Source organism: Occallatibacter riparius (genome assembly GCF_025264625.1).
Lineage (GTDB): Bacteria > Acidobacteriota > Terriglobia > Terriglobales > Acidobacteriaceae > Telmatobacter > Telmatobacter riparius.
Genome location: NZ_CP093313.1, coordinates 4,278,419 through 4,295,192, shown reverse-complemented (window position 1 = coordinate 4,295,192; position 16,774 = coordinate 4,278,419). Strand labels below are relative to the sequence as shown.

The following is a 16,774-nucleotide window of genomic DNA, read 5'->3' as shown; positions in this document are numbered from 1 at the left end:
CAGCATCTGGATTAGGACAACCGGAGAACGACGCATGCAGGAAGCCGCTCTTCAGAATGATGCTCGAATTGCCTCCGGTGAGGCCATCATCCGGGCAGAAAAGATAGAAAAATACTATTCGCAGCCGAGCGAGAACCGGATTCAGGTCATCTCGGCCACTGATCTGAACATCGTGCCCGGCGAGATTCTGGCGCTGCTCGGCCCCTCGGGATCGGGCAAATCCACCATGCTTCGCATGCTGACAGGACTGTCGCGCCCCTCGGCAGGTCAGGTCTATTGGCACGAGAAGCCCATCGCCCAGACCGAGATCAACGTCTCAATCGTGTTCCAAAGCTTCGCGCTTTTTCCGTGGATGACAGTGCTGGAGAACGTGGAAGCGCCGCTGCAGGCGCGCGGAGTTCTGCCTGAGGAGCGGCGGCAGCGCAGCATGCGCATGCTCGATACGGTGGGCCTCGATGGCTTCGAGGCGGCTTATCCGAAGGAACTCTCCGGCGGCATGCGGCAGCGCGTCGGATTTGCGCGCGCGCTCGTTGTCGAGCCCGAAGTCCTGTTCATGGACGAGCCGTTCAGCGCGCTCGACGTGCTCACAGCGGAGAACCTGCGCAGCGAACTCCTTGAGCTGTGGTCGAAGAAGACCATGCCCACGAAGGCGGTCTTCATCGTCACCCACAACATCGAGGAAGCAGTCCTGCTCGCCGACCGCATCATCGTGCTCGGGCGTAACCCAGGGCACATCCGCACCGACTTCCGCGTGCAGCTTCAGCATCCCCGCGACCGCAAATCAGAGCCTTTCACACAACTTGTCGACTACATCTACACGGTGCTCACTCGCCCCGATGTTCCTGCAGCTCAGGTTCCCGACCAGACCGGCAGGAAGGTGCGCGACCAGCGGCAGATGAAGTACCAGATGCTGCCGCACGCTCGCCCCGGCGGCATGGCAGGCCTTCTCGAGTTGCTGCTGGACAAAGGCGGCCGCGACGACATCTACCGGCTGGCCGACGATCTCGCCTTCGAGATCGACGACCTGCTGCCCATCGTCGACGCGGCGCAATTGCTTGGCTTCCTCAAGGTCGAAGAAGGTGACGCGTCCATCACGGAAAATGGCGCGGAGTTCGCCAACTCTGAAATTCTCCGCCAGAAGGAACTGTTCCGCGACGCGGCGCAGGCCAACGTGCTGTTGCTCCGCCAGATCCGCCGTGCGCTCGAATCGAAGAGCGACCACACCGTGCCTGAGGACTTCTTCCTCGACATGCTCGACGAGCAATTCAGCGAAGACGAGTGCGTGCGCCAGCTTGAAACCGCTGTGACCTGGGGCCGCTACGCAGAGCTGTTCGATTTCGACGCGTCACGGCGTCGCTTCGTGCTGCCGGATGCACAGGAAGAGGAGGCTGCCGCCGACGAGGTCGAAGATTGAGCACCCAGCAGCATCCCCTCGCACGCACTCTGGTCATGGTCCGCACCTGGCCGTTCGTTCTGGATGTGGGCGTAGCGTTCTGTGGACTCGCGCTCTTCTTCGCGGTGCTGCACATCGCGCGCTACTGGCTGGGAACGCCGGCGCCGGTGGTGCCGATCTCGCACTCCGCCCGTGCGCTGCCTCTGTATGCGTTCTATTCCATGTTCCGCATCGGCATCGCGTATCTGCTCAGCCTGATCTTCGCAATCGCTTACGGCTATACAGCGGCGCGAAATCCGCGTTTGGAAGCATGGATGATCGCGGTGCTAGACATTCTGCAATCCATCCCGGTGCTGAGCTTTCTGCCTCCGGTGGTGCTGGCCATGGTGTCGCTGATTCCCGGACATCAACTCGGCATAGAGATGGGCGTGATCCTGCTGATCTTCACGGGCCAGGTCTGGAACCTCGCGTTCAGCTTTTACTCCTCCATGAAGTCGATCCCGCGCGAAATGATGGAAGCCGCGCGCGTGTATCGCTATTCGGCGTGGCAGCGCTTCTGGCAGCTTGAGATGCCCTACTCGGCAATCGGCCTTGTGTGGAACTCCATCGTCTCCGTCGCAGGCGGATGGTTCGCACTGATGCTGTGCGAGATGTTCACCATGGGCGACCGGAACTTCCAGTTGCCCGGCCTCGGCAGCTACATTCAGTCGGCAGCCAACTCCGGCGACGTGCCGGAACTGCTCAGTGGAATCGGTGTCGTCATCCTGATCGTGGTGGCCACCGATCAGCTTGTCTGGCGCCCACTGATTGCCTGGAGCGACAAGTTCAAATTCGAGCAGGTGGAGTCAGCCGATCGCGTCACCTCGCCGGTGCTCGAACTGCTGCGCCGCTCGACTCTGCTCAATTCCCTTCCCGGCCGCCTGTGGACCCAGGTACAACTGCCGATCTATCGCAGGCTGGCGCGATCGCAGGAGAACCGAATCGTTCATCCGATCGATGATGACGCAGAGGGTCGCAAGGGAGCGATCGCGTTCTGGATGGTAGCGGCAACCGTGGCCATCGCCGGAGTCTGGGCAATCATGCAGGCGGTAGTGATGCTGCGGACCATCACCTGGCATGAGATGCTGCACCTGCTGGCCGGCGCCGCCGCGACCTTCCTGCGCGTCAATGCGGCTCTGCTCATCTCTGCGGCGTGGACAGTTCCCGTCGGCGTGGCAATCGGGCTCAATCCAAAGCTGGCGCGAGTGGTCCAGCCGGTCGCGCAGGTGCTGGCGTCCGTGCCGGCCTCCGCTTTCTACCCGGTGCTGCTGATCGGCCTGTTGAAGATCGGCGGCGGACTCGGCATCGGATCGATCGCGCTGATGCTGCTCGGCACGCAGTGGTACATCCTCTTCAACGTGATCGCGGGCGCAATGTCGATCCCCTCGGACCTGCGCGAAGTTTCAAAACTCTATCGATTCACGCGCTGGCAGCGCTGGACCCGGCTGATCCTCCCGGGCATCTTCCCGTATCTGATCACCGGCATGGTCACGGCGTCCGGCGGCGCGTGGAACGCCTCGGTCATGGCCGAGTACGCGAAGATCAAAGATCACACGTTGATGACCATCGGCTTGGGCGCCGAGATCAGCTCGGCCACTGAGAACGGCCGCTTTCCCATCATCCTGCTGGCGACAATTCTCATCGCACTGATGGTGGTCACAATGAATCGGCTCGTATGGCGACGGCTGTACCGGCTCGCGGAGACGCGTTACAAATTAGAAGCGTAGGTGAGACAACAACAATGATCAGAGTCGGAGTGATTGGTTTTGGGCTGGCGGGACGCGTCTTTCATGCGCCGTTGATTTCGTCCGTGGATGGTCTGCAGCTCGCAGCCGTGGTGGAGCGCAGCACGAACTTCGCGGCGGAACGCTATCCCGGAATCGCCGTGTATCGCACGGTCGAAGAGATGCTGGCCGATACGTCGCTCGACCTGATCGTCGTGGCGTCTCCGAGCGGAACGCATTTCGACGTGGCGCGGCAAGTGATCGCAGCCGGGAAGAACCTCGTCGTAGACAAGCCAGTTGCCACCAGTTCCGCGGAAATTGCGCAACTGATCGCACTGGCAAAAGAGCGCGGCGTGATGCTCGTCCCCTTTCACAACCGCCGATGGGATGCAGATTCCCTCACCGTGCAGAAGCTCGTCCATGAAGGCGCCGTGGGGCGTCTCGTCTCCGTGGAGTCGCGGATGGATCGTTGGAACCCCGGAGCGACGCGGCGGCAATGGAAGAACGATCCTGCCCAGGGCGGCGGCATTCTGCTCGACCTGGGAACACACCTGATCTACCTCGCGCTGGTGCTCTTCGGAAAACCGCTCGGCGTGAGTGCCGAAGTAGATCGCGAACGCGACGGCGACGGCGCGGACGATGCGTTCACCATCCGCCTGCGCTATGACCGACTGCGTGTGACCTTGGGGTCGAACATGCTCTCCGCCGTGCAACCTCCCCGATTCGTGCTCCGTGGCACGCAGGGCGGCTTCCGTAAATCCGGTCTCGACCCGCAAGAAGCGGCACTGAGCAAGATCACCCGCATCGATTCGCCCGAATGGGGACAAGAGCCCCGCGAACAGTGGGGCACTCTCTCCGTCCAGAAAGACGGCGTTCTCGTAAACGAGATAGTGGAGACGATCCCCGGCAACTACCGGCGCTTCTACGAAGGCCTGCGCGATGCGCTGCTGCGGCACAGCGAGCCGCCCGTCCCCGCAGTAGAGGCATGGCGCGCCGCACGAATCGCGGAATGGGCTCAGCAGAGTTCAGCCGAACGGCGCGAAATAGCCTGCGACTGGAGCGGCGAGCCGGCATAAACGACCGCCCCCCTCGAAAAAGCAAGCGGCCCATTCCGCACGGAATGGGCCGCTTGCTTTGCAGAGTCGTTGTTAGTTGACAGTGAGAGTGACCGTAGCAGTTGGAGCCGGCGTAACAGCCGGAGTACCGGTTCCCGTCACAGTAAAAGTGTAGGTTCCGGCAGTCGTGCCCGGAGTTCCACCGCCACCACCTGTGCTGCCGTGGCTGCCACCGCAGGCCGACAAGCTGCTGAGTGCCGCGATCAGTACCAGCAGCCCCAGCATCGCCCGCCACGCACGCCGGCGAGCCGGTATTCCGAAGAAGGCCAGCAGCGCCAGAACTGCGCCGCCCGCTCCGGTCAAACCTGGCAGTCCACGACGGTCAAGGTTGGCCGAGGTTGGAGCCGTCGTGAGGATGTTCAGCGTCGTGGTCCCCGTAGTATGACTGGCGTCGAACGTGAGCGACGATCCAGTGCTGACTGAGCACGACGGCGCGTGCTGCGCCCCGGCAGGCGAGCTCGTCAGGCTGCACGCCATCGCAACTGTACCTGAGTACACGCCATCTGACGTGACCGTGACCGTGGAAGTAGCACTGCCGCCAGCATTGATAGCCGCCGGTGTGGTTGCCTTCATCGAGTACGGCGCATTAATAGTGACGGTGCCCGTGCCGGTTCCTGCGGTGTAGACGCTGTCCCCCGAGTAGGCCGCCGTCAGCGTCACCGATCCAACAGGGCTGAAGGTGTTCGCGGGAATGGTGATGGTTGCGCTTCCGCTTGAGAGCGTCGTTGCTGCCGAGGTGTAGCTTCCACTTGACAGCTTCACGGTCCCCGTCGGAGTCGCCCCCGCGCCCGTCACCTTGACGGTCACATCGAGCGACTGCGACGGGTCGAGGCTGCTGCTGGCCGGTATGACGGTAACAGTAGGCGTCAAGGGTGTGAGCGCCTTCACCGTAACTGAGCTCGTGCCCGTGGCCGTCGCATAAACGGTATCGCCGCTGTAGGAAACGCTGAGAGTGACTGCACCCACCGTAAGGCTGTTCGCGGGGATATTGATCGTTGCGCTACCCGAAGCAAGCGTCGTTGCCGCGGAAGTGTAGCCACCACCCGAAAGAGTTACAGTACCGGTCGGTGTTCCACTCGATCCGGCCACGTTTACCGTCACACTGAGCGGCTGATTCACAAAGATGCTCGAGCTGGCCGGTGTAACCGTCACAGTAGGCGTAACCCGCGCCGCTACCGTAACCGAACCCGCACCAGTCGCCGTCTTGTACGCCGAATCTCCGCTGTAGGTCGCAGTGAGCGTCGCGCTCCCCACCGCCAGGGTGCTCGCAGGAATCGTGATGGTGGCGCTGCCTGAAGCAAGCGAAGTTGCCGCCGAGGTGTAGCTCCCGCTCGTGAGAGTAACGGTTCCGGTTGGAGTCGCGCCGCTTCCTGCAACCTTCACCGTAACGCTGAGGGACTGATCAACAAAGATGCTTGAGCTGGCCGGCGTCACTGTGACCATGGGTGTAAGAAGCACCGGCGTCACCGTAACCGAACCTGTTCCGGTGGTGCTGGCGTAGGTCGTATCGCCGCTGTAGGCAACCGTCAGCGTGACAGTGCCGGTGCTGAACGATCCTGCGGGAACAGTGAAGCTGGCTTTGCCCGTCCCGTCAAGCGCGACCTCTGACGACGTGTAACCACCGCCGCTGAGGCTCACCGTGCCGGTCGGAGTGCCGCTGCCGCCCGAGACCGTCACATGGACCGTGAGGCTGTCCGCCGTCGTAATCGAGCTTCTCGACGGCGTCACCGTTATGGTGGAGGCTGTACTCCCGATGGCTGAGGACCAGTACTTGATCAGGTTCGTTGCGTCAACACTGCCCATGCCGGTGGCCAGATCGTAGCCGCTGGTCGTGTCATAGCCGGTCAGGAAGTTGTACCCAGCCGTGTTCGCTTTGCAATCGGGTGTGCCGTTCGAGCAGTAGACAGATATGTTGCCCTGCGTCGTGTCATGGAAGACCGCAGAGGCATGGGTGCCATTGAACATGTCGTACAAAGTCTTCAGAGCGTCTCCGCCGAGGCGATGGCCGGCGCCGCCCTGGCTTTCCTGAACGAGCGCAAGGATTCCAGCGAACGCAGGGGCTGAGGTCGAGGTACCGCCGAATCCCGAGAAGTAGAAGTTGCCTCCTTGGGTTGAGCAGTCGTTCGTGTACGTGGTCCCGGAGACGCCGGCGCTGTCATCCGTGCAAACCAGCCACGCCGCGTTATTGTTGCCGTTGCCGGCCATCAGCGAGACGTCCGGCAGATCGCGTACATGGTCGTTCGGTACTCCGGGGCCGCGCTGCCAGCTCGGCTTTGCGTAGCCGCTCACGCACGCACCGGTCGTGGATTGCGTCGAGCACGAACTCGCGCCCCCGCTCCCACCCACGATGTTGGTCTGGCTCGTATCGTACCCATTGGGCACATTGCCCGAGAGGTGACCGTTAAACATGGTGGAGTCGTTCCACGTGGCTTCGGGGATATACGACAACACCGAGCGGTAGGAATTTGTATCGCTCTGATTGTTGTTGACGTAAGTAGAGAAGGCAGAGAGGAGTCCGTAAGTGTCGGTTCCACCTACGGCAATATTGAATGGCGTTGACGCCAGCCCGTTGACCTGCAAGCCGTAAGAGGCGTAGGGCGTGGCGGCCCCTTGCGGCGTACTCGGATTATCGCAACCGGCAGCACCGCTGTCCCCCGTCGACACCGTAACCGCGATTCCCTGCATCGCCATCTGCTTCCAAGCGTCGTTGTTTGCCTGATTATCCGCGGTGCTGAAGCCCATTTCGCACAGACCAAAGCTGAGACTGAAGATGTCGACTGAGTTGTCGTTGATGACTTGGTTTATGACGGTAGAGATCCCGCCATCGGTTTTTGGATTGGCAGTGTAGAAGTGGATGGTAGCGCCCGGAGCAAGTCCGCCGGCGAGTTCGTTGTCAATGTAAGCCTCGTCGGTAGCACCAAGGGGGTCGATCACCGCGGAACCGTCGATGTTGGTGATGATGGGCGCGGTCGAGTCACCATTCAGAAAACGGTTCCGGTAGTTGACAACCGTTGTGGGACTGATATCGTTCACGCCGCCAATGCCGATGGTGACGCCTGTGCCCGTATAGCTGCCGTTAGCAATAGAGAAATTGCCATTGTATGAGTTCGGCGTGTTGTACATCGTCGCCGCATCCGCAGGCGTGATCCACAGAAAGGGCCCGCTCAGCGTCAGTTCCGGACGCGGAGACCGCACCGGGGAGCTGGCTTCTGCAAAGCCGCTGCCGGGGTTGAACATGCCCGACCGGCCTTTCACCAGGTGCGGCTTCGGCGCATACGTACTGAGGCCGGCTACGCCGGCGACAACGGTCGTCAGAGCGGAAGGAATCTTCGGCTCGCTCACGTTCGCGATAAAGTCGATGCCCTCACGTTGGAACGCGTGCATCGAGAGGTGAAAAGCGTTCTCGATCTGGCTGATGGTGCCGGAGAACGCGAGACTGCTGCCGGTGCTGGTCGCCTTCTCAACGGTCAGGCCTTGCGACTGCAGCCACGCCGTGATCGCAGCGACATCGGAGTCGGCCGCCCCAAAGCGGCGATTGAATTCCGCCGGAGTAAGCCAGTGGTGGTATTCGGGCGAGTTCTTGTCGAGCTGTGCGGCCATCAGCGTTTCAAGCGCGGCCTGCTGCTCTGGTGAGCGCGACAGCACAAGCCGGACATTGCGCAACTGCGTGGAAGGCGAAGCTTTCCCCTTGTCGAATTCAGCGCGTGCCACCGGGGCTATGTTTCCCTTGAGCATGGTCAGCGACTGGTCATCGATCGGCGAGACAATGCGCGGCGTAACCGAGGAGACCTGCGCATGGAGAGCGGTGGCGAGAGCAACGACGCCTGCAGCCAGGCAAGTCAGGAAGCGTGTACGCATAGATGTATCCAAAACCTTTCTTCGCGCCCCGTCAGGGAGGCATCGCGCCGCTGAGGTGGTTGGAGAGACAGCAACGGATCCTAAGGGCCCCAAGTAAATTAAGTTGTCAATCGAGCGCAACCGTCGTGCGCATAATGAGGTGGTGAAAGAACCTCAGTGCAATGAGGCAGTCCGCCAGGCGGAGAAATGGCTTTTGCGCGGGAGGATGAACCCAGGGAATCCGGAGTCCTGCCGCTTCCGTTATCAACAACTTCTAAGGTGTCCCAGTAATGCGCCTGCAGTATCGCATCGGTTGTGCAGCAAGGTCTACCGCAAAAGTTTGAGCCAATCGTGGCTCTAAAATGCCCGTTGATAAAAAATTTCAAATGAGAATTTACGCGGACCTGCTTTCTTTGCGACAATGGTTGGGAAGTCATGCGTGCATCTCTGTTTATCACGTGCTATAACGACACGCTTTTCCCTGAGACCGGGCGTGCCGTTGTGACACTGCTCGAGCGCCTGGGCGTCGAGGTGGAGTTCCGCCCCGCGCAAACCTGCTGCGGCCAAATGCATGCAAACACAGGCTTTCGCGGCGAGGCCTTCAGCCTTGCCAAGCAGTTCGTGCGGCTCTACGCCGATGCGAAGGCGGTAGTCATCCCATCGTCTTCCTGCGTGGCGATGATCCGCGACCAATACCCCGCCCTGATCGACGAATTGGGGAACCAAGACCTGCGCCGGGACTTCGACGCCCTGCTGCCCCGCGTCCATGAGTTCAGCGAGTTCGTTGTGGATGTGCTCCAGGTTGAGAATGTCGGCGCGTACTTCCCCCACCGCGTGACCTACCACGCCAGTTGCCACGGCCTGCGCGCTCTTGAACTTGGCGACCGCCCCTTCCGCCTGCTGAAAAATGTCGAAGGCCTCGACCTCGCTCCCCTGGACCACCTCGACCGCTGCTGCGGCTTTGGCGGAACATTCAGCGTCAAGAACGCCGAAGTATCGAGCGCGATGATGACGGCCAAGCTTCAAGACGTCCTGGCTACCCGCGCTGAGTTCTGCACAGCGCTCGATAACAGCTGCCTGATGCACCTCGGCGGCGCAATGCACCGCGAGTTTGCAGCCATGCGCACCATCCACATGGCGCAAATTCTCGCCAGCACCCGCGAGCATCCAGCGGAGGTCCTGTGATCCATCCCGTCCTGGATCCGAAGCTCGCTCCGCCGTTCCCAAAAGCGGCGCTCCCGGTCCTGCGCAATCCGCAACTACGCAAGAACGTGGCCCACGCGACGGATGTAATCACCAGCAAGCGCGGCCGCCTGGTAGCTGAAAAGGACGACTGGCAGGCGCTGCGTGATGCAGCCTCCGCCCTGCGCGCGCATGTGCTCGAAAACCTCGGCACCTATCTCGAGCAGTTCGAGGAGCGCTGCACCGCCGCAGGCGGAGTGGTCCACTGGGCCGCCGACGCAGCCGAGGCGCGCGAGATCATTCTCAACATCCTGCGCGATGAGAATGCCAGCGAGGTCATCAAGATCAAGACCATGACCTCGGCCGAGATTCAGCTCAATCCGTTCCTCGCGCAGAACGGGATCGAGCCTCACGAAACCGACCTCGCCGAGATCATCCTGCAACTCGGCAAAGACGAGCCTTCGCACATCGTCGTCCCCGCGCTGCACGTGAACCGCAGCCAGGTGCGCGATATCTTCGCGCGCACGATGCACCTGCCGGATCTGAGCGACAATCCACAGGAACTGACAGCCGCCGCACGCACGTATCTGCGCAAGAAGTTCCTCACGGTCCCGACCGCCATCAGCGGCGCGAATTTCCTCATTGCCGAAACGGGCGGCGTCTCCGTAGTGGAGAGCGAAGGCAACGGGCGCATGTGCCTCACGCTGCCGCGCACCATGATTACGCTGGCAGGCATTGAAAAGGTGATCCCGCGCTACCGCGATCTCGAAATCATGCTGCAAGTCCTCGCCCGATCGGCCACTGGCGAGCGCATGAATCCCTACACCAGCCTGTGGACCGGCGTAACCAAGGGCGACGGCCCCCAGCGGTTCCACGTAGTGCTGCTCGACAACGGCCGCTCCGACATCCTGCAGCGCGAGCGCGAACGGCAAACGCTGAAGTGCATTCGCTGCGCGGCCTGCATGAATGCCTGCCCCGTATACCGGCAGACCGGCGGCCACGCCTACGGCAGCGTGTATCCGGGCCCGATCGGCGCGATTCTCACCCCGCAATTGATGAAGATGGAGTACGCGCAAAGCCTTCCCTACGCGAGCTCTCTCTGCGGCGCGTGCTATGAAGTCTGCCCCGTCAAAATCAACATCCCCGAAGTGCTCATCGACCTACGCGCCAAAGTTACAGATCAGGAACGAAACGAGGAACGCCGCTTCTTCGATCCTCTGTATCTCGGCATGCGCATGGCGAACAAGGTCTTCGCGAGCGCAGGCCGATTCCAGGCCGCGCAACGCATGATGCGAATCGGTCTGAAGCCGCTAACCGGCAAGGACGGATGGATTCGCAGCCTGCCAGCCTATGGAGCGCGCTGGACGATGACCCGCGACCTGCGCGGCGTTCCCCAGCAGAGCTTCCGCGAATGGTGGACCTCACGAGCCAACGGGAAGGCGAAGCCATGAGCGCGACCCGTTCACGTTCGGCAGTGCTCGGCCGCATTCGCGCGGCGACCACGACGACTCCGCATGCAGGCACTTACGAATCGCTTCCGCGCGCCTATCGCATGCAGGGCGAGCTCAGCAGCGATCAATGCGTGGCACTCCTCATCGAGCGCCTGCGCGAGTACGACGCCGACATCACGGAGTGCACACCCGACGCGCTGATCCCGACCATCGCCACACAGATCGCAAAAAGCGGACGCAGCATATTGGCCGCACCAATCGGCCTTCCAGAAGATTGGCTCGTTCCCGGCTGCGACTGGCGAGTGGATCACGATCTCTCGCACGACCAGATCGAACAGACGCAGGGCGTCGTCACGGCAGCCACCTGTGCCGTTGCGGAGTCCGGCACAATCGTGCTGCACCACGGGCCAGCCGAGGGCCGCCGCGTCCTCTCGCTCCTGCCTGACTGGCACCTGTGCGTGCTCAAGACATCGCAGGTAGTGGAGACATTGCCTGAATACTTTGCGCGTTGTGACGCACCGCCGGCGCTGGCAACCTTCATCTCAGGACCCAGCGCAACAGCAGATATCGAAATGACACGCATCAAGGGCGTGCACGGGCCCAGGTTTCTCAATGTAATTGTGGTTCGCGATTAGCAGCTTAGAGCGGGCATCTCTCGCATGAATGCCCGGCCCGAAGGGGGCAGGATGAGTTTGTCAGAGTCGGTTGCATTCGATCGCGCTGTCAAAGCGCTCGACAGTTTTCGCATCGAGATTCCCTCATGGGGATTCGCGAACACCGGCACGCGCTTCGGCAAGTTTGTGCAGGCCGCCGCAGCTTCTACCATTGAGGAGAAGTTCGCCGACGCCGGCGAAGTGAACCGACTCACCGGCGCAACGCCCACCCTCGCCCTGCATGTCTTATGGGACCTTCCCAGCGGCAGCCCCCATGACGTCGCCAACGTCCGCGCGCTGGAAAAACGCTATGGTGTGCGCTCCGGCTCCATCAATCCGAACCTCTTCCAGGACCAGGAGTACAAGTACGGATCGCTGTGCAATCCATCGGCAGAAGTGCGCGCCCGCGCCCTGGGGCACATGGTCAAGTCCATTGAGCTCGGCCAGCAGCTTGGGTCGCGCGATGTGTCCCTGTGGCTCGCGGATGGATCCAACTACCCCGGCACGCAGAGCATTCGCAACCGCATCGAGTGGCTGGAAGACGCACTGCGCACTGCGCACGCGCACCTCGCTCCTGAGCAGCGGCTGCTTGTCGAATACAAGCCCTTCGAGCCCGCTTTCTATCACACCGACATTGCCGACTGGGGCATGGCCATGCACCTCGCGCGCGAGGCCGGCCCGCAGGCCCGCGTGCTTGTCGATACCGGCCATCACTATGCGGGGCAGAACATCGAGCAGATCGTCGCCTGGCTCCTCCACACCGGCATGCTCGGCGGATTCCACTTCAACGACCGGCGCTACGCTGATGACGATCTGACGCTCGGTTCAATCGACCCCTACCAGGTCTTCCGCATCTTCCACGAGATCCACTCAGCGCAGTCCGATGACCTTCAAATGGACGTCGCCTTCATGATCGACCAGAGCCACAACCTGAAGGGCAAGCTGGAAGCGATGGTGCAGACCGTTGCGACGGCGCAGGAGATGTGGGTGAAGGCCGCCCTCGTCGATCGTGAAGAGCTTGCCGCGCTGCAGACCTCATGCGAACTGGTCAACGCAGAGGAGACATTCCGCGGCGCCTTCTGGCGCGATGTACGCCCCATGGTCGCCACGTGGCGTGAGAAGCGCGGAATTCCTGCCGATCCACTTGCCGCACTTCGCGAGAGCGGTTATGTGGAGCGCATCACCCGCGAACGCGGCAGCCGGCAAGTCGGCGTCGCAAGCTACGCGTAAACCAAGATCTGAATCAGCACCAAGCCACTTAGGAGAGTTATGAGTAGTCCGACAATCGCTTCCCCTGCTTTGCATTTTCTCGAAGACCGCTGGGATGACCGTGTGGCATCCGGTCTCGATGAGCCGGAACTCCTGCGCTATCGCTCCAACCTGCTTGGGTCCGACCTGCGCATCACCAATTTCGCAGGCGGCAACACCAGTTCGAAGGTGACTGAAACCGATCCGCTGACCGGCGCGCCTGTCGAGGTTCTCTGGGTCAAAGGCTCGGGCGGCGACCTCGGCAGCATTAAGCGCGCGGGATTCGCAACGCTCTATCTCGACAAGCTCCTCGCACTCGAACGCAGCTACAAGGGGGTGGACCTCGAAGACGACATGGTGGCCATGTACCCGCTGTGCACGTTCCGCAACAACCCCACTGCTGCCTCCATCGACACGCCGCTCCACGGCTTCCTTCCCTTCCCCCACGTCGACCATCTCCACCCGGACTGGGGCATTGCGCTCGCGGCCTCCGGCAATGGCAAAAAGAAGATGGACGAGTTCAACCGCGAGTTCGGACACAAGCTGGTGTGGGTTCCCTGGCAGCGGCCCGGCTTCGAGCTCGGCCTCATGATGCGCCGCGCCGTGGAGCAGAACCCCGATTGCGATGGCATCGTGCTCGGCGGCCATGGCCTCTTCACCTGGGGACAGACGCAGCGCGAGTGCTATCTCAACACCATCACCCTCATCGACCAGATTGGGCAGTTCATTGCGCGCCATGGCGAGCAGAATGGACCGGAGCGCTTTGGCGGCGAACTGGTGCAGTCGCGTGCAGACCGCGCCAAGCTCGCCATCGCGATTGCTCCCTATCTGCGCGGCCGCGTCAGCGCGCAGAATCGCTGGATCGCCAGCTTCAGCGACTCCGCCGATGTCCTCCAGTTCGTCAATTCGCGATACGCAAAGGACCTGGCCTTCCTCGGTACCAGCTGTCCCGATCACTTCATCCGCACCAAGATTCGGCCCCTGTTTGTGCCGTGGGCAGCGAATGAAGATCTGGGCGCGCTGAAGAAACACATTGAAGAAGGTCTTGCCGAGTACCGTCAGCTCTATCGCGACTACTATCACCAGTTCGCCACACCGGATTCGCCGGCGCTCCGCGACACCAGCCCGACTGTCGTTCTCATTCAGGGTCTCGGCATGTTCAGCTTCGGCAAGAACAAGACTGAAGCGCGCATCGTGGGCGAGTTCTACACCAACGCCATTCACGTGATGGAAGGCGCAAGCCTCCTTGCCGAAGGCGAAGTCAAGGATGTGCTCCCGCAGTGCGGCGAAGGTATGGATCCTGCGACCTTCAAGACGTTCGCAAACTACGTTGCCCTGCCTCCACTCGAAGCGTTCAAGATCGAGTACTGGGCGATGGAAGAGGCGAAGATCCGTCGCCAGCCCCCCGAGAAGGAACTCAGCCGACGCATCGCTCTCGTTGTTGGCGGTGGCAGCGGCATCGGACGTGAAGTAGCGCTGAAGATGGCGCAGCGTGGAGCCCACGTTGTCGTCGCCGATCGCGACGAAGCTGGCGCCCAGAAGGTCGCCGACGAACTTGCCGCCATCGCATCGAAGGAATTCGTACGCGCCACTTCCGTGGACATTCGCAATCGCGAAACCATTGGCGCGGCGCTCGAGGCAACTGTGGCCGCATTCGGCGGAGTCGACATCCTGATCAACACGGCCGCCCTGTTCCCGTCCTCTCCGGATGGCGTGATCAATCAGGCCATGTGGGGGACCACGCTCGAGATCAACGTGACCGCGAACTACCTGCTCGCGGAAGAGGCGGGAAAGGTGTTCAAGGAGCAGGATCTCGACGGAGCCGTGGTGCTCACAAGCTCCGCGAATGCGGTTGTGCCCAAGCGCGGCAGCGAAGCCTACGATGTGAGCAAGGCCGCGATCTCGCACTTGGTGCGCGAGCTTGCCGTCGGCATGGCGCCCAAGGTGCGCGTCAACGGAGTGAGCCCCGCAACGGTCGTCAAAGGATCGACGATGTTCCCTCGGGATCGCGTTCGTGCCTCCCTCACCAAGTACGGGATCGCGTTTGACGAGTCGATGGACGACGAGCAGCTGCGCGGGTTGCTGGCGAATTTCTATGCACAGCGGACGCTCACGCATCAGCCCATCGAGCCGGGCGACTGCGCGGAGGCCATCGTGTTCCTCGCCAGCCCCAAGACCCGCTGCACAACAGGCCACCTCATTCCAGTCGATGGCGGTCTGCCGGAAGCGTTCCTGCGCTAGTTCAGAGCCGCGCAAACAGAAAGGCCGGCAATCGCCGGCCTTTATCTGTTGTAGTGATTCCGCTGTGCACCGTCGTAGTGACCGGATCGCATGCAGCACCGTCTGAAATCTGCGTCCTGAACCGCAGGGACACGGATCGTTGCGCCCCAGCTTTTCGATCAGTTCCTTATCGCCGTGGACGATGCGGAAAGCCGCGCTTTACGCGCGTCTCGGATGGATAGCCCTTGCGGCGCTTGCTGCTGGTTTCGTAAAGGAATTCGCTTGTCATGGCCCTTCTCCTTCGCTGGTGGATTGCCCGTCACACCACGGAAGAAGCGAAGCCGAGACTCATTCTACCCGATCCTGAATAGGCGGACAACCGTTCCCGCAACACTCGTGACCGCCATCACATACACCGAAAGCTCGCCTTTCTATCTTGGGAGGCGTGGGGATTTGTGTGTCTACCGACTTTCGGGCTCAAAAAGCGCAGACTGGGCCAGCATCCAGCCCGGAAAACGACAGCATGAGGGGAGTAACCAATCAGGCACTGCAGTTACTAGAAAATTAGCTACCCCTCCCCCTGTTTTTACTTCTCCATATATTCGCCAAAAACCGGGTTAAGCAAAACAAGCAACTATACTTATCGACCTACCAAATCCCATAGGCGCAAAACAAGTCGTTGCAACATACAATGCGCCTTTGTACTTATCAGTAAATACCCCAAAACTGGCCGTGTCCCGCCAGTCAGACCGGCGGGCGCGCTCGATCCCTTCGTCAATAACCTACGGCTTGGTCGCCAGAATCAGCGGCGAAGGCCCCGGCGCAGCCAGCATCCGCGGATCCACAAATCCCGCCTCGATGAGCCACCCGCTGATCTCCTCAAACGAGAACGTGTCTCCCTCATCGGTGTTCACCAGCATGTTCACTGCAAAGATCAAGCCATTGAGCGGCCCAGTGCGATCGGCATTCACCAGAAACTCCTGAATAGCGATCGTGCCGCCCGGCGCAAGCGCGTTGAAGACCTTCTCGATTAGCGCCTGACTCCGTGCTTCGCCTTCGCTGTGCAGAATATGCCCCAGGGTCGCGAGATTGTGCCCGCTGCCAAAATCAGCGCTGGCAAGGTCACCCTCAACGAAGGTATAGCGATCGCTCAGACCGAACCGCGCAACCGTCTTCTTCGTCACATCGATGACTTCAGGCCAGTCAACTGCGGTGACCCGGACCGCCGGACCGCTCTGCGCCTGCGCGATTCCCCACACGCCGGAACCAGCAGCCAAATCCAGCACCGAAACAGCACCGGCCGACGCGTGATCCATGTGCGTCGCCAGCGCCTTCGCCGGTGGGTAGCTCATCGGGAAGATGTCCAGAACGAACTCATGGAAGAACTCGCCGCCATCCTGTTCCTGGTTCACAGCGCGCATCGGCTTGCCCGTTGCGACCACGTCATTGAGCTTCAGCCAGTTGGGCAGAAGCTGCTCACTGGTGTGCCGGATGATTCCGCCCATGAAGCTAGGCTTCGTGGAAACCAGGAACGCCGAGCTTTCGGGAGTGAGCGAGAACGCCTCGCTCGTGTCCTTGCTGAGGAAGTTGAGCCCGACGAGCACGTTGCAAATGGCGGCCAGCCCGCGCCGAGATGCACCCGTGGCTTGCACAAGCGCGTCGAGGTTCATCGCGCCGCCGTCGAGCACGTCGAAAACACGGTGCCGAATGGCGGCCTCAAGCACCAGCGGTACGGAATAGGCCCAGGCAAACTGCATGAGGCGTTCGGGCGTGACTTGAACGTCCGCGGGCGACGGAGCAACGGTAGTTGACATGTGATTTGACCTCGAAGGGAAGTTGTTTAGGTGAGTCGATCTATTGCGCGAAGCAGCATAGCAGACCCGAAATCCGCCTGTCGCCTGAAATTTCTAGC

At 61.3% G+C, this 16,774-nt stretch carries 10 protein-coding genes and 1 pseudogene; 8 read left to right on the top strand and 3 right to left on the bottom strand.

Annotation, left to right across the window (positions count from 1 at the left end; all coding sequences use genetic code 11):
- Positions 1 to 34 precede the first annotated feature (34 nt).
- From MOP44_RS17390 to MOP44_RS17380, 3 genes are read left to right on the top strand one after another with little or no spacing between them, the layout of a single operon-like run.
- Positions 35 to 1,414 carry an ABC transporter ATP-binding protein gene (locus tag MOP44_RS17390; RefSeq protein WP_260791518.1) on the top strand — a complete coding sequence of 460 codons (1,380 nt, stop codon included), beginning with the start codon at positions 35 to 37 and terminating at the stop codon, positions 1,412 to 1,414.
- On the top strand, positions 1,411 to 3,159 hold the full coding sequence (locus MOP44_RS17385) for an ABC transporter permease (protein ID WP_313901016.1): 1,749 nt from the start codon (positions 1,411 to 1,413) through the stop codon (positions 3,157 to 3,159). The genes MOP44_RS17390 and MOP44_RS17385 overlap by 4 nt, the downstream gene beginning before the upstream one ends.
- A gap of 14 nt (positions 3,160 to 3,173) precedes the next feature.
- Positions 3,174 to 4,232: a Gfo/Idh/MocA family oxidoreductase gene (locus tag MOP44_RS17380; RefSeq protein WP_260791517.1), complete on the top strand. Its 1,059-nt coding sequence runs from the start codon at positions 3,174 to 3,176 to the stop codon at positions 4,230 to 4,232.
- Between the two features lie 72 nt (positions 4,233 to 4,304).
- On the opposite strand, the gene MOP44_RS17375 is transcribed toward MOP44_RS17380, so the two are convergent.
- Positions 4,305 to 8,129, bottom strand: a complete 3,825-nt coding sequence (locus tag MOP44_RS17375; RefSeq protein ID WP_260791516.1) for an Ig-like domain repeat protein — start codon at positions 8,127 to 8,129, stop codon at positions 4,305 to 4,307.
- A gap of 414 nt (positions 8,130 to 8,543) precedes the next feature.
- On the opposite strand from MOP44_RS17375, the gene MOP44_RS17370 reads away from it, so the two are divergent.
- Genes MOP44_RS17370 through MOP44_RS17350 form a run of 5 tightly spaced genes read left to right on the top strand, consistent with a single transcriptional unit; the run spans position 8,544 to position 14,883 of the window.
- The gene (locus MOP44_RS17370; protein ID WP_260791515.1) at positions 8,544 to 9,293 is read left to right on the top strand and encodes a (Fe-S)-binding protein; all 750 of its coding nucleotides are present in this window, start codon (positions 8,544 to 8,546) and stop codon (positions 9,291 to 9,293) included.
- A complete protein-coding gene (locus MOP44_RS17365; protein ID WP_260791514.1) occupies positions 9,290 to 10,741 on the top strand; it encodes a lactate utilization protein B in 1,452 nt (483 codons plus the stop codon). The genes MOP44_RS17370 and MOP44_RS17365 overlap by 4 nt, the downstream gene beginning before the upstream one ends.
- Positions 10,738 to 11,376: a LutC/YkgG family protein gene (locus tag MOP44_RS17360; RefSeq protein WP_260791513.1), complete on the top strand. Its 639-nt coding sequence runs from the start codon at positions 10,738 to 10,740 to the stop codon at positions 11,374 to 11,376. The genes MOP44_RS17365 and MOP44_RS17360 overlap by 4 nt, the downstream gene beginning before the upstream one ends.
- Before the next feature lie 51 nt (positions 11,377 to 11,427).
- On the top strand, positions 11,428 to 12,624 hold the full coding sequence (locus MOP44_RS17355) for a TIM barrel protein (protein WP_260791512.1): 1,197 nt from the start codon (positions 11,428 to 11,430) through the stop codon (positions 12,622 to 12,624).
- A 39-nt stretch (positions 12,625 to 12,663) separates the two neighbouring features.
- On the top strand, positions 12,664 to 14,883 hold the full coding sequence (locus MOP44_RS17350) for a bifunctional rhamnulose-1-phosphate aldolase/short-chain dehydrogenase (protein ID WP_260791511.1): 2,220 nt from the start codon (positions 12,664 to 12,666) through the stop codon (positions 14,881 to 14,883).
- A gap of 102 nt (positions 14,884 to 14,985) precedes the next feature.
- On the opposite strand, the pseudogene MOP44_RS28120 reads toward MOP44_RS17350, so the two are convergent.
- A pseudogene (locus MOP44_RS28120) lies at positions 14,986 to 15,033 on the bottom strand (SEC-C metal-binding domain-containing protein); the annotation flags it as partial.
- Positions 15,034 to 15,644: 611 nt separating this feature from the next.
- The gene (locus MOP44_RS17345) at positions 15,645 to 16,676 is read right to left on the bottom strand and encodes an acetylserotonin O-methyltransferase (RefSeq protein ID WP_260791510.1); all 1,032 of its coding nucleotides are present in this window, start codon (positions 16,674 to 16,676) and stop codon (positions 15,645 to 15,647) included.
- Positions 16,677 to 16,774 lie beyond the last annotated feature (98 nt).

Excerpts from the sequence above, each read along its gene's own strand:
- MOP44_RS17380 (WP_260791517.1), top strand. The coding sequence starts at position 3,174 with ATGATCAGAGTCGGAGTGATTGGTTTTGGGCTGGCGGGACGCGTCTTT.
- MOP44_RS17345 (WP_260791510.1), bottom strand. The coding sequence starts at position 16,676 with ATGTCAACTACCGTTGCTCCGTCGCCCGCGGACGTTCAAGTCACGCCC.
- MOP44_RS17375 (WP_260791516.1), bottom strand. The coding sequence starts at position 8,129 with ATGCGTACACGCTTCCTGACTTGCCTGGCTGCAGGCGTCGTTGCTCTC.
- MOP44_RS17390 (WP_260791518.1), top strand. The coding sequence starts at position 35 with ATGCAGGAAGCCGCTCTTCAGAATGATGCTCGAATTGCCTCCGGTGAG.
- MOP44_RS17370 (WP_260791515.1), top strand. The coding sequence starts at position 8,544 with ATGCGTGCATCTCTGTTTATCACGTGCTATAACGACACGCTTTTCCCT.
- MOP44_RS17350 (WP_260791511.1), top strand. The coding sequence starts at position 12,664 with ATGAGTAGTCCGACAATCGCTTCCCCTGCTTTGCATTTTCTCGAAGAC.
- MOP44_RS17360 (WP_260791513.1), top strand. The coding sequence starts at position 10,738 with ATGAGCGCGACCCGTTCACGTTCGGCAGTGCTCGGCCGCATTCGCGCG.
- MOP44_RS17355 (WP_260791512.1), top strand. The coding sequence starts at position 11,428 with ATGAGTTTGTCAGAGTCGGTTGCATTCGATCGCGCTGTCAAAGCGCTC.